At 68.7% G+C, this 12,572-nt stretch carries 13 protein-coding genes and 1 riboswitch; of the genes, 4 read left to right on the top strand and 9 right to left on the bottom strand.

Features of this window, described 5'->3' with window-relative positions:
- Positions 1 to 25: 25 nt before the first annotated feature.
- From LCL87_RS24320 to LCL87_RS24310, 3 genes are all read right to left on the bottom strand, one after another.
- A complete protein-coding gene (locus LCL87_RS24320; protein ID WP_225024023.1) occupies positions 26 to 892 on the bottom strand; it encodes a glycosyltransferase in 867 nt (288 codons plus the stop codon).
- Positions 893 to 917: 25 nt separating this feature from the next.
- Positions 918 to 1,799, bottom strand: coding sequence for a glycosyltransferase family 2 protein (locus tag LCL87_RS24315; RefSeq protein ID WP_225024022.1), 882 nt, complete (start codon positions 1,797 to 1,799; stop codon positions 918 to 920).
- A 63-nt stretch (positions 1,800 to 1,862) separates the two neighbouring features.
- The gene (locus LCL87_RS24310) at positions 1,863 to 2,609 is read right to left on the bottom strand and encodes an SIR2 family NAD-dependent protein deacylase (protein ID WP_225024021.1); all 747 of its coding nucleotides are present in this window, start codon (positions 2,607 to 2,609) and stop codon (positions 1,863 to 1,865) included.
- Between the two features lie 102 nt (positions 2,610 to 2,711).
- Here LCL87_RS24310 and LCL87_RS24305 point away from each other — a divergent pair, with 102 nt between their 5' ends.
- The 3 genes from LCL87_RS24305 (at position 2,712) to LCL87_RS24295 (ending at position 5,861) form a co-directional block, all read left to right on the top strand.
- Complete coding sequence (locus LCL87_RS24305) at positions 2,712 to 3,584, top strand: uracil-DNA glycosylase (protein ID WP_225024020.1); 873 nt, start codon at positions 2,712 to 2,714, stop codon at positions 3,582 to 3,584.
- 125 nt (positions 3,585 to 3,709) lie between these two features.
- Positions 3,710 to 4,228, top strand: a complete 519-nt coding sequence (locus LCL87_RS24300; RefSeq protein ID WP_225024019.1) for a VOC family protein — start codon at positions 3,710 to 3,712, stop codon at positions 4,226 to 4,228.
- Positions 4,229 to 4,322: 94 nt separating this feature from the next.
- Entirely contained in the window at positions 4,323 to 5,861 is a 1,539-nt protein-coding gene (locus LCL87_RS24295) for an FAD-binding protein (protein WP_225024018.1), read from the top strand.
- Positions 5,862 to 5,939: 78 nt separating this feature from the next.
- Here LCL87_RS24295 and LCL87_RS24290 read toward each other — a convergent pair whose 3' ends face one another.
- From LCL87_RS24290 to LCL87_RS24270, 5 genes are all read right to left on the bottom strand, one after another.
- Positions 5,940 to 6,641, bottom strand: coding sequence for a chymotrypsin family serine protease (locus LCL87_RS24290; protein ID WP_225024017.1), 702 nt, complete (start codon positions 6,639 to 6,641; stop codon positions 5,940 to 5,942).
- 215 nt (positions 6,642 to 6,856) lie between these two features.
- Positions 6,857 to 7,618: an ABC transporter ATP-binding protein gene (locus tag LCL87_RS24285; RefSeq protein ID WP_225024016.1), complete on the bottom strand. Its 762-nt coding sequence runs from the start codon at positions 7,616 to 7,618 to the stop codon at positions 6,857 to 6,859.
- Entirely contained in the window at positions 7,611 to 8,426 is an 816-nt protein-coding gene (locus LCL87_RS24280) for an ABC transporter permease (protein ID WP_225024015.1), read from the bottom strand. Before LCL87_RS24280 ends, LCL87_RS24285 begins: the two co-directional genes overlap by 8 nt.
- Entirely contained in the window at positions 8,404 to 9,432 is a 1,029-nt protein-coding gene (locus LCL87_RS24275; RefSeq protein ID WP_225024014.1) for an ABC transporter substrate-binding protein, read from the bottom strand. Before LCL87_RS24275 ends, LCL87_RS24280 begins: the two co-directional genes overlap by 23 nt.
- Positions 9,429 to 10,160: a TenA family protein gene (locus LCL87_RS24270; RefSeq protein WP_225024013.1), complete on the bottom strand. Its 732-nt coding sequence runs from the start codon at positions 10,158 to 10,160 to the stop codon at positions 9,429 to 9,431. Before LCL87_RS24270 ends, LCL87_RS24275 begins: the two co-directional genes overlap by 4 nt.
- Positions 10,154 to 10,250, bottom strand: a riboswitch (TPP riboswitch). Its footprint overlaps the gene before it by 7 nt.
- A gap of 90 nt (positions 10,251 to 10,340) precedes the next feature.
- Between LCL87_RS24270 and LCL87_RS24265 the strand changes: the two genes are divergently transcribed.
- Positions 10,341 to 11,909, top strand: coding sequence for a carboxylesterase/lipase family protein (locus tag LCL87_RS24265; protein ID WP_225024012.1), 1,569 nt, complete (start codon positions 10,341 to 10,343; stop codon positions 11,907 to 11,909).
- Here the strand turns inward: LCL87_RS24265 and LCL87_RS24260 are convergent.
- Complete coding sequence (locus tag LCL87_RS24260) at positions 11,906 to 12,541, bottom strand: nitroreductase family protein (RefSeq protein WP_225024011.1); 636 nt, start codon at positions 12,539 to 12,541, stop codon at positions 11,906 to 11,908. The two genes, LCL87_RS24265 and LCL87_RS24260, sit on opposite strands and share 4 nt — an antisense overlap.
- Positions 12,542 to 12,572: the final 31 nt, after the last annotated feature.

Below are 12,572 nucleotides of genomic sequence, written 5' to 3'. Positions count from 1 at the left end.
TCCGTGATCGGATTCCGTCTTCCTGTCAGATGTAGAACACGCGATAGCGGATGCTGCCGCGGATCCGGCCCCAGAGCCCACCGACGTGCATCAACCAGTGCCCGGTGGAGATTCGCCGAATCCTTTTCGGCACCAACGGATTGAGGAGAATGATGCCAGCGAGGAGGTTGGCCGGGACGAGTGCGCTCGGGCGCGGCTGGCCGAACTTGCGGTGCGTCGCGTAGAGCTTCACGTCGCCCTCGCCGTAGGCGCGCATCTGGCGCCACAGCCCGGCATACGTACTACGCAGCCGATAGGCGACAACTGCGTCGGGTGCGTAGCCGAGATCGTATCCGGCCAGTTGGATGCGCCAGGAGATGTCCTTGTCCTGCCCGTTATCGAAGGCGTCGTCGAAGCCGCCGACCGCGTCGAAGACGTCGGCCCACACGGCGAAGCTGCAGCCGTAAGCGATCGGAAAGTAGCCGGGGGTCTCACATGGCTTGGTCTGATCCGGCATCGGCCGCCAGGAAACGACCTCTGGATCGTTGATCGATTCCGTCTCGACGGCGCCCGAGACAGATTCGTGTTGCGCGGCGGCGTGTACGAGAGCCGTGAGCCAGCCGCTGTGCACGCGGTCGTCGTGATCGCAGAACGCGAGCAGGTCTCCCCGTGCAACAGCGACGCCGACGTTGCGGGCGTGCGACGAGCCCGATCGGTCCGAGCTGTCGACGCAGCGCAGCTGCAACGCGGACCGCAGCGGGTGTTCGCGCAAGTGGTCCGCCAGCCCGTCGTTTGCGCCGTTGTCGCTGACGATCACCTCGAACGGTCCTTCGTAGTCCTGAGCGGCGAGGGCCGTCAACTGCACATCGATCAGGTCCAGTGCGTTGTACGCCGGTATGACGACCGAGACCATCGTCGGTGTTCGGAGGGCTGAGGCGTCAGACATAGAACACTCGATTCTTCCAAGAGGCCCTGAGCTTTCCCGTTAGGAACGCAGTCTGCGCGACCCACATGCCCCGTGGGACGCGTGCGATGAATCGGGGGACCAGCGGGTTGAGGAGCGCGACTCCCAGCAGGGTCAGACCCAAGTTCTTCAGCGATCCGCGCTGCTGTCCGTACTCACGGAACGTGAGGTAAACCTGCACGGAGGTCCGCCCGTACGCGGACATCTGCTTCCAGGTTCCACGGTAGGTGTCGCGGAAACGATACGCCACCAACGCATCCGGTGCGTGCCCGAGTGTCAGCCCGGCGAGCTGCAGTCGCCATGACACCGCGACGTCCTCCCCGCCGCCTCTGAAGGACTCGTCGAATCCATCGACCTTCTCCAGGCTCGACCGCCAGGCTCCGAAGTTGCAGCCGATCGCGTACGGCAGGAAGTCGGAGGCGCCGAACCGCTCGTCGGGCGCTGGCATGATCCGCCACGACGCGACCTCCGGTGTGTTGATCGATGCGGTTTCGACCGGGCCGCCTACGGCATCGAAGCTCTCGGCCACGCATGTCAACGCCGTCAGCCAGCCTGGGTGGACACGATCGTCCTGATCGCAGAATGCGAGGAAGTCGCCATCAGTGGCCGCGATTCCGGCGTTTCGTGCGTACGCCGTACCTTGACCGTCTGAGCTGTCGACGTATCGCAGCTTCAATCGAGACGTCAACGGATGATCCGCGAGATGACCCGCAAGCCCGTCGGTCGACCCGTTGTCGCTGACCACCACCTCGAAGTCGCCCGTGTAGTCCTGGGCGGCCAGGGCGTCGAGCTGTTCGTCGATGAGATCGACAGCGTTGTAGGCCGGGAGGATCACGGATACAAGTTGGGGAGCCACGGCCGGAGCCTATGGCATCCATGCGGGTCTACGCGGGGTGGCGCGACAAGTGTTTCCACTGATTTATTGGACGAGCGCCGGGAGTCCCGCAGCGGCCGTGGTGCGCCACGAATGCTGAAGGTGCGGGCTCAGATCCGTCGCGTGCGGGTTGATCTCGACGACGGTGGCACCCGACTCGACCGCGCGCAGCGGCAGTCCCGCCGCCGGATACACCACACCCGACGTGCCGACGACCACCATGAGGTCGCATTCGTCGACGGCCTTCTCGGCCCGCTCCCAGGCGTCCATGGGCAGTGACTCGCCGAACCACACCGCGCCGGGGCGCACCGGACCTCCGCAGTGCGTGCACGCGGGTGGTGTCACCGGGCCGGTGGGCTCGACGTCGAGGCCGCCGTCCGACGGGTGCGGGGCGTCGCACTCGCTGCAGCGCGGGGAGAAGAGGCTGCCGTGCAGATGCGCGGTCACCTCGCTGCCGGCCCGCTCGTGCAGGTCGTCGACGTTCTGGGTGACGATCTGGACGTCGGTGTGCCGGGCCCACTCGGCCACGGCGCGGTGGCCGGCGTTCGGCTCGACCCGGCGCACCAGTCCGGTCCGCCACTGGTACCACGCCCATACGAGTCCGCTGTCCCGCTCCCAGCCCTCGGGGCTCGCGAGCTGCTCGGGGGAGAACCGTTCCCACAGTCCGGTCTGGGCGTCACGAAATGTCGGTATGCCGCTCTCGGCGGACATGCCGGCGCCGCTGAACACGACGACCTTCCGCGCGGCGCGCGCCGCCTCGAGGAGGGCTGGGTCGACGGGGTGCACAGTCATGTCGCCGATTGTCCGCGTCCGCGCCCCGCTCGTCCGCACCCGACTGGGTCGTGTCGTGCCGATCGGGTTGAATTGACGCATGCCTACGAGTGCGCGGAACCGATGACCGGCGAGTTGCTACCGCACCCCGGCACGGGGGAGCTGTTCGCGTCCCCGGTGCCGCCCGGCTCCGGGTGGCCCGGCGACCCGGCGGACGCGCAGACCCCCGTGGCCCGGTCGGCGGCGGACGTCGTCGCGATGGCCGCCGACGCGAAGAACCTCCTCGAGATCGACGCCCGGATCAGCGTGTGCCGGGCGTGCCCGCGGCTGGTGGACTGGCGCGAGCAGGCGGCCGAGACCAAGCGGGCCTCGTTCGCGGATCAGCCGTACTGGGGCCGGCCCGTCACCGGATTCGGCGCCGACTTCTCGAAGCTGCTGATCATGGGCCTCGCGCCCGCCGCGAACGGGGGTAACCGCACCGGCCGGATGTTCACCGGTGACCAGGCGGGCGACTGGCTGTTCCGCGCCCTCCACCGTGCCGGCCTGGCGATGAATGCAGAGGTCGAGTACGCCGGGGATGGGCAGAAACTGTTCGGCGTGCGGATGCTCTCGGCGGTAAGGTGCGCGCCGCCGGAGAACAAGCCGAGTACCGAAGAGCGGGACTGCTGTGCGGGCTGGCTCGATGCCGAGTTCGCGCGCCTGCTGCCGTTCGCGCGGGCCGTCGTCGCACTCGGTTCGTTCGGATGGGACGCGACGCTCGGCGCCGTGCGACGAGCCGGCGGGACCGTCCCCACCCCGAAGCCCAAGTTCGGGCACGGGGAAGTCGCGGTGCTCAGCACTGCGGACGGCAAGCCGATCAACGTGATCGGCTGCTACCACCCGAGCCAGCAGAACACCTTCACCGGAAGGCTCACCGAGAAGATGCTCGACGACGTCCTGTCCCGGGCGCAGGAGCTCGCCGGGCTCGGCTGGGCCTGCGGCGGATCGGGTCGCTGACGGCGCTTCGAGCGCCCAGTGCACGGCTGTGACGCATGCGTCCTCTGAGTGGGACAACAACTTGAATCACACCCGGTAGGGGTGGCTACCATCACACACCACGTCGAATGCCGTTGGAGGTGTGCATGAGTCGCGAGGTCCCCGAACCCGCAGTTCAGATGGGTTATGTCGTGGCGGACCTCGACGCCGCCATCGACCACTGGGTGACGCACGCCCGCGTCGGGCCGTGGACCGTGTTCCGCGGCGTGACGCTGAACGGGCGCTACGCGGGCGCCGACACCGTTGTGAGCATGGACGTCGCGATGGGCTACACCGGCGACCTCCAGATCGAGCTCATGCAGATCACGTCGTCGACGCCCTCGCCGTACGCGAACGACGCCGGAGAACCACTCGTCGGCCCCCATCACATCGCATGGATCACCGACGATCTCGACGCTTCCCTCGCCGATGCCCGCAGCCGCGGGCTCGCCGAACTCTTCACGGCCGAGGGACCCGGAACCCGGGTCGCGTACGTGCACTCGCCCGCCCAACCGGGCGTCGTCTTCGAGTACATCCAGAGCGCCGGCATGCGCGAGATGCTCGCCTACGGCATCGAGCAGGCCCGCACCTGGGACGGATCGAACCCCGTGCGCCCGATCGGCTGATCCGGTCGCACTCCCTCGGGGCCGCAGGCCCCAACCAACTTCCGCATCGACAAGGCGGAGAACCCAATCCGGCTGCGCCGGGAAAGGCTGAACGATGGTCAACTGGAACGAAGAATGTGACGTGTTGGTGGCCGGGTCGGGCGCCGGTGGCGTTACCGGCGCATACACCGCGGCTCGCGAGGGCCTGGACGTGATCCTGGTCGAGGCGACGGACAAGTTCGGTGGTACCACCGCGTACTCCGGTGGTGGCGGGTTCTGGTTCCCGTGCAACCCGGTGCTGCTGCGTGCCGGCACCGACGACACGATCGAGGACGCGCTCGAGTACTACCACGCGGTTGTCGGCGACCGTACCCCGCGCGAGCTGCAGGACACCTACGTCCGCGGCGGCGCACCGCTGGTCGAGTACCTCGAGCAGGACGAGAACCTCAAGTTCGAGATGCTGCCGTGGCCCGACTACTACGGCAAGGTGACCAAGGCTCGCAACGACGGCCAGCGCCACACGATGCCGACGCCGCTGCCGATCTCCGAGGTCGGTGAGCTGCACAAGCTGGTTCGCGGTCCGCTGGACTTCGACCGCATCGGTGCGGACCTGCCCGAGATGCTGATCGGTGGCCGCGCGCTGATCGGTCGTTTCCTCAAGGCGCTCGGCAACTACCCGAACGCCAAGCTGAACCTCAACAGCCCGCTCGTCGAGCTGGTCGTCGAGGACGGCGCCGTCGCCGGTGCCATCGTCGAGCGTGACGGCGAGAAGGTCGCGATCCGCGCCCGCAAGGGTGTCATCCTGGCGGCCGGTGGCTTCGAGGGCAACGACGAGCTGCGCCAGAAGTACGGCGTCCCGGGTGCCGCCCGCGACACCATGGGTCCGTGGGGCAACATCGGCCAGGCGCACCAGGCCGGTATCGCCGTCGGCGCCGACACCGACCTGATGGGCGAGGCGTGGTGGTCGCCCGGTCTGACGCATCCGGACGGACGCTCGGCGTTCGCGCTGTGCTTCACCGGCGGCATCTTCGTCAACCAGGACGGCAAGCGCTTCGTCAACGAGTACGCGCCCTACGACCGCCTCGGCCGCGACATCATCGCGGGCATGGAGGACGGCTCGGTCACGCTGCCGTACTGGATGATCTACGACGACAAGCAGGGTCCGCGCCCGCCGATCGCGGCCACCAACGTCTCGATGGTCGAGACCGAGAAGTACGTCGACGCCGGTCTGTGGCACACGGCCGACACCCTCGAGGAGCTGGCCGCGAAGATCGGCATCCCGGCCGACAACCTGCTGGCGACCGTCGAGCGCTTCAATGCGATGGCGGCCAACGACGTCGACGAGGACTTCGGTCGCGGCGAGGAGGCGTACGACCGTGCCTTCACCGGCGGCGGCCCGGCGCTCATCTCGATCGAGCAGGGTCCGTTCCACGCTGCTGCGTTCGGCATCTCCGACCTCGGCACCAAGGGCGGTCTGCGCACCGACACCGCGGCGCGCGTGCTCGACACCTCGGGCAACCCGATCGCGGGTCTGTACGCGGCCGGCAACACCATGGCGGCCCCGAGCGGCACCACCTACCCGGGTGGCGGCAACCCGATCGGCACCTCCATGCTGTTCAGCCACATCGCCGCGATGAACATCGCCGGCAAGTAGGCCGTACCGCACACACGCGCCCCGCTGCCGGTTTCCCGGCGGCGGGGCGCGTGGTGTTTCAAGTATTCGTTCGGCGGATCAGTTGTCGGTGACGGTGAAGCCCTTGCCGACCGGGTTCGCCTGGGCTTCGATGCTGCCCAGGACCGCGCCGATGTCGATGAACTCGAACGGGCCCCGGGTCATGCCCACCAGCTGTGAGCCGTTGACGAACGCGGGCCCGCCCGAGTCGCCGCCGTTGGCGGTGACGAACGAGTTGATCCGCATCGCCTCCTGCCCGTAGATCGGCCCGCAGGTGAGGCCCGTCCGCACCCCGGCCTTGCACAGCATGCCGTCGGGGTTCGACGGCCCGATGCTGTCGATCCGGGCCTCCGGACCGTTCGACGAGAGGACCGCGTCCGGGTTCAGCCGGATCACCACGTAGTCGATGCTCGGGTTGCGGTACGCGATGGTGCCGATCGGATCGCCCGTGCCGGACGGACCGAAGCGGTACACCGTCGACCCGTCCGGGTACTCGGTCGCACCGCCCGCGGCCGCCGACACGCAGTGCCCCGCGGAGATCGCGATCTTGTTGCCGAGTGTGTCGGTGCCGACCGCGCCGAGCGTGCAGTACTCCTGGTTCGCCATCGGGTTCGACGGTCCGGCATCCGGCTTGGCCGTCCAGCCGATGCCGTTCGAGACCGTGCCCGTCGCGGTCGCCGCCGATGCGGTGGGGGCGAGCGCCAATGCCGGCGCGAGTGCGGCGAACGTGGCGAGGGCGGTGAGCAGAGCGCGTTTCGTCATCGTGAACTTCCTGTCGGGTGGGAACACCCGGAATATGAAGGTGAGAATCGGCGCGGGAGGCGGTGCCTCATCCGTGCGCCATAACAGAAGAGTAACGAGGAAGTCTCGATCCGTCGAGGGTTTTGCGTCAGACATCTCGATTGCGCATGAACCGACCAGTTCCCTTGATAGCAAGAGATTTTGTCAGGCGAAGGTGGGGACCGTTCGGTACCCGATCAGTCGGCGGACTCCTGCTCCGCGAGTGCCCGCCGGGACTCCTCGTGCAGGACCTCGATGAGTTCGCGCTCGATCGCGGCGAACTCCGGCGACGTCACGATCGGCAGTTCCCGCGGACGCGGCAGATCCACGACCACCTCACGGCGCACCGCCGCGGGGCGGGCGGACAGCACGATCACCCGGTCGGACAGGAACACCGCCTCCCGGACGTCGTGGGTGATCATCAGGACGGTCCAGCGATACTGCTGCCACACGTCCTGCAGCCAGGTCTGCATCTCGGTGCGGGTGAGCGAGTCCAGTGCCCCGAACGGCTCGTCCAGCAGCAGGACGGAGCGGTCCTGGACCACGGTGCGCAGCAACGCGGCGCGCTGCCGCATGCCGCCCGACAGCTGATGCGGCCGCGCGTCCTCGAAGCCCGCGAGTCCGAATCGCGGGAACAGTTCCGCCGCTCGGGCGCGGGCCTGCTGCTTCGGGATCCGCTGGACCTCGAGCCCGAGCGTGGTGTTGTCGAGCACCGACCGCCACGGGAACAACAGGTCCTTCTGGGGCATGTGCGCGCACGTGGGTGCCGACACCGATCCGGAGTCCGGGGAGTCGAGACCGGCGACGATCCCGAACACGGTGCTCTTGCCGCACCCGCTCGGACCGATCACCGACACGAACTCGCCCGGACGCACCGCGAGATCGATGCCGTCGAGCACCTGTCTGTTGCCGAACGACTTGGTGACGGCGGACAGTTCGACGACCGGAGACTCACCCACGACGGTCCTCCCGGCCGGGCTGCTGGATCCAGGGCGCGACGACCCGTTCGATCGCGAACGTGCACAGGTACAGCGCGACGCTGATCGCCGCGGTCACCACGACGGCTGCGAGCACCAGGTCGGTGCGGAACGAGTTCTTCTGCACGCTCATGTAGATGCCGAGTCCCTTGCTCGCGCCGACGTACTCGGCGAACACGGCGCCGACGACCGCGTAGGTCACGCCGATGCGCAGCGCCGTGAAGAAGCGGGGGAGGGCCGACGGCAGCCGCACGTACCGGAACTGCTGCCACCGCGAGGCGCCCATGCTGCGCAGCAGCGCGCCGGCCTCGCGGTCGGCCGACGCGAACCCCTCGATCAGTCCGATCGCCATCGGGAAGAACGTCGCGAGGGCGATCACCAGCACCTTGGGCAGTAGGCCGAAACCGAACCAGATGATCATCAGCGGTGCGATCGCGATGATCGGCAGGGTCTGCGACACCACGAACAGCGGCACGAAAGCTCTTCGCAGCCAGGGGGAGAAGTCGACGAGGATCGCGAGTATCCACGCCACGACCAGCGACACCGCGAACCCGATCAGCGTCACCTGCAGCGTCGCCCAGGCGTGCACGGCGATGTCGTCGCGGTGCGCCCAGCCCTGCTCGAGCACGCGTCCCGGCGACGGCAGCACCTGCGGGCGGATCCCGCTGGCCGCCACGTAGACCTGCCAGGCGGCGACGAGCGCGATCGCGACGACCACCGCCGGCAGCAGTCGGCGTACCGGGCCGGCGGTGGTCGTCGCGTCGCGTCTACGGAGTCGCGAGGTACTCATCGGTGAAGTAGGTCGACCAATCCGGTTCGGCGGTCAGCGGTTTGCCGTCGGGGCCGGCCAGCAGCCCGTGCTCGTACAGGAACCCGGAGTAGCCCGCCCACTGCTCCCGCGTCTGCGTCCCGACGCGTCCCGAGGCGTCCTTCATGTAGTCCGCCGCCAGCATCCGCTGGCTCTCGACGACCAACTCCTCGTCGCTGAACACGCCCGGGTTGGCATCGATCAGCGCCTTGGCGCCGCGGTCCGGATCGTCGGCGGCCACCTGGTAGCCGCGCTGCAGCGCCTGCACGAACTTGCGCGCCTGCTCGGGGTGCTCGGCGAGCCACTTCTCGTTGCCGTTCACGACGATCGCGTAGGCGTCCGGGAACCCGAAGTCGGTGTAGTGGAAGTAGCGCATCGGGGTGCCGCGCCGAGCCGCCTCGATGCCCTCCCACGCGAAGTAGGACACCGTGAAGTCGGCCTGCCCGCCGTACACCGCCTCGTAAGCGGAGGTGCCCAGCACGACCGTCTCGAAATTGCCTGTGCCGCCGTCGTTCCGGATCACCTGGCGGAGAGTCTCCTTCTCGCCGGGGTCGCCGAAGCCGGCGTAGGTCTTGCCGTCGAGGTCCTTGGGGCTCGCGAGGTCGGCGCGATCGGCCTTGACCCCGATGCCCGTCGCCCAGTGCTGCAGCGGTGCGAGGACGGAGACGGTCTGCGCGCCCGCGGCGCGGGAGAACGTGGCCGCATCCTGGAAACTGGTGCCGAACTCGGCGTTGCCGGCGTCGACGAGAGTGTCCGGTGACGTGTTGTTGTACGGCAGCACTTCGACGTTCAGGCCCGCGTCCGCGAAGAAGCCCTCCTGCAGCGCGACGTACAGCCCGGTGTGGTTGGTGTTCGGCGTCCAGTCGAGCGCGAACCGGATGGTGTCCCCGGAACTGTCGGAACTCCCGCACCCGGTGAGGATGCTCATCGCGGACGCAACGATCGCCGACGTGGCCAGGACGCGGCGCAGCCGCGACACCGACGTCACGACGCGGGCCAGGGCTGCGGGTTCAGGGCGGTGTCCCAGAACATGAACTCGTACCGGGTCGCGACGACGAACGCGCGGACCATGGCCTCGCGCTGCTCCGCGGTCGCGGCATCGGCGGCCGCGTCGACCAGACGGCGGGCGGTTGCCACGGACTCGTGGAACGCCGGGTCGTCGTACGTGGTGACCCACTGCGCGTAGGGGTGGGACGGGTCGGCGGCGAGCACCTCGTGGGCGTCGGCGGCCAGGCGGCGTCCCACCTCGGCGTAGATCCAGAAGCACGGCAGGACCGCCGCGGCCGCCACCGGGTACGACTCGGTGGACGCGGTTGCGGTCAGATAGGACACGTACCCCAGGCAGGCCGGCGAGTGCTCGGGCGCACCCGTCTGCTCGGGCAGTGCGCCGCTGCTCAGGAGGCCCTCGTGCAGTTCGGTCTCGACGACGGCGGCCGTCGCGGCCGACGTCGCCCAGAAGGCGGCGGTCTGCGGATCCGGTGCCTTCGCCGCCAGCAGCGCCAGGGCCTTGGCGTATTCGGCGAGGTAGAGCGAATCCTGCTCGATGTACGTGCGGAACACGTCGAGCGGCAGCGTGCCGTCGCCGAGTCGGCGCAGGAACTCCATGTCGTCGATCGCGGCGCGCAGGACCGTGGTGCGGTCCCAGAGCAGATCGGTGAAACGCGCGCCGTCGGAGGCGGCGGAATGGACAGATGTGTCGTGGACAGGCGTGGTCATCGCCGTGACATCCCTTCGTCAGCATTACCTGATGCAGGTTCCCGGGTGTGATCTCAGCCCCGCCCGTGCGGAGCACCCCGTGTCAGTGAACGAGCCGACCTTAGCACCGGAGGATTGGTACCTTGGCAGTCGGTCGACAGGCCCGCTCGATGGCCTGCCGACGGTGAGGAGGGCCGCGCGATGGAAGCAGTGGAGATCGCCTCGGCGCAGGCGCCGGGAAGCCTGGTGGTCGAGACCCGGTCCGGCCCGGTCCGCGGGTATGCCGACGGTTCGGTTTTCGCCTGGAAGGGGATTCCCTACGCGGCCCCGCCGATCGGAGATCTACGGTTCCGCAGCCCGGTGTCGCCGGAAGGCTGGCCCGACGTGCTCGACGCGGCCGCGTTCGGGGCGATGGCACCCCAGGGCCACGACACCTCGGTGCCCCTCGACCCGTCGATGCGTATCGACGAGGACTGCCTGACGATCAACGTGTGGGCGCCGCGCCCGGACGGCACGCCCCGCCCGGTGATGGTGTGGATCCACGGCGGCGCGTACTGCCTGGGCTCGTCCGCGCAGTCGATCTACGACGGCCGGTTGCTCGCCGAGCGGGGCGACGTCGTCCTGGTCACGTTCAACTACCGGCTCGGGACGCTCGGGTTCCTCGATCTGTCGTCGTTCTCGACCGCGGACCGGACGTTCGAGTCGAATCTCGGCCTGCGGGACCAGATCGCGGCGCTCGAGTGGGTGCGCGACAACATCGCGGCGTTCGGCGGTGACCCCGGCGAGGTGACGGTGTTCGGTGAATCGTCGGGCGGCGGATCCATCACGACGCTGATGACGGTGCCACGCGCGGAGGGGCTGTTCCACCGCGCGATCGCGCAGAGCCCGCCGTCGACATCGGTGTACGGCGCCGAGCGTGCCGCGTCGGTCGCGGCCCGGTTCCTCGAGATCCTGGACCTGCCCGCGGACCGGATCGGCGACCTCGCCGCGCTGCCGGTCGAACAGTTGGTGAAGGCCGGCGACCTGCTCGTGAACGAGGTGCCGACGAAGGTGCCGGGCACGCTCGCGATGGCGCCGGTGGTCGATCGCGATCTGGTTCCGCACTACCCGGTCGCGGCGTTCCAGAAGGGGTATTCGCATCGGATCCCGCTCATCATCGGGTCGAACAAGGACGAGGCGTCGATCTTCAAGTTCATGCGCTCACCGCTGCTGCCGGTCAGCGCGGAGGCGGTGCAGCAGATGTTCGCCGGTCTCGCCGAGGACAATCCGGGGCTCTCGCCGCTGCGGCTCGCCGAGATCGTCGCCGCCTACCCGGACAGTGCCAAACCGCGTGGCGTGCTCGCAATTTCGCGTGACGCGGCCTTCCGGATGCCCGCGCTGTGGGTGGCCGACGCGCACAGCCGGCACTCGCCGACGTGGGTGTACCGGTTCGATCACGCCACCCCGCTGCTCAAGGCGGCGCGGGTCGGCGCCGCGCACGCGACCGAATTGCCGTACGTGTTCGGCAATTTCGGAACACTCAATCCGGACCCCACCTTCTGGTTGGGCGGTCGCAAGAGCGCGGTCGAGGTGTCCGGTCGTGTGCAGCGCCGCTGGCTCGCGTTCACCCGGCACGGTGTCCCGGCCGCGCTCGACGGCTCCAAGCACTGGGCGCCGTACAGCGAGGAGACCCGGTCGACCCTGCTGATCGACGGGCACGACAGCCTCGTCCCGGATCCCGATCACGCGATGCGCGTGGCCTGGGGCGACGAGGTGATGGGGTTCAGTTAGCCGGCCGACGGCACCTCGACGAAGCGGTTCCAGCTACGCACCTCGTCGACGGGGCGACGCGACGCGGGCTTGAAGTCGGTGCCGAGCGTGTATGCGACGGGGAACAGGCCCACCTGGGTGTAGCCGTCCGGGATGCCGAGCAGGTCGGCAATCTCACGCTCGCGCAACAGGTGCACGGTCGTCCACGCCGAGCCGAGCCCGCGGGCCCGCAGCGCGAGCATGAAACTCCACACCGCGGGGATGACGGAGCCCCAGCGGCTGGCCTGCATGAAGACCTCCATCCCGCGGGCATCGTCCTTCAGTACCGGGATGGCGAGAGCCGGGACCTCGTGCAGGTGTTCGCCGAGGTACTCGACGGACGGCCGGATCCGGCCGGACTGCGCGGGATCGGGATTGCGCATGTTCGTCCGCGTCATCGCCTCGGCGAGACCCTCGCGGTAGAGGTCGGCGACCTGTGCTCGGACGGTGGGATCGTCGACGATCACCCAGTGCCACAGTTGGCGATTGGAGCCGTTGGGCGCCTGCAGTGCCAGCCGCAGGCACTCGTCGATCAGTTCGCGCGGCACGGGCCGGGAGAAGTCGAGGCGCTTGCGGACCGTCCGGGTCGTCGTGAGAGCGGTTTCGAGGTCCACGAGACACGATCCTTTCGTCCGTCTGCAACGA

This window comes from Prescottella equi, assembly GCF_020171745.1.
Lineage (GTDB): Bacteria > Actinomycetota > Actinomycetes > Mycobacteriales > Mycobacteriaceae > Prescottella > Prescottella equi_A.
The sequence above is the reverse complement of the archived record's forward strand: the minus strand, read 5'-3'. Positions and strand labels throughout refer to the sequence as shown.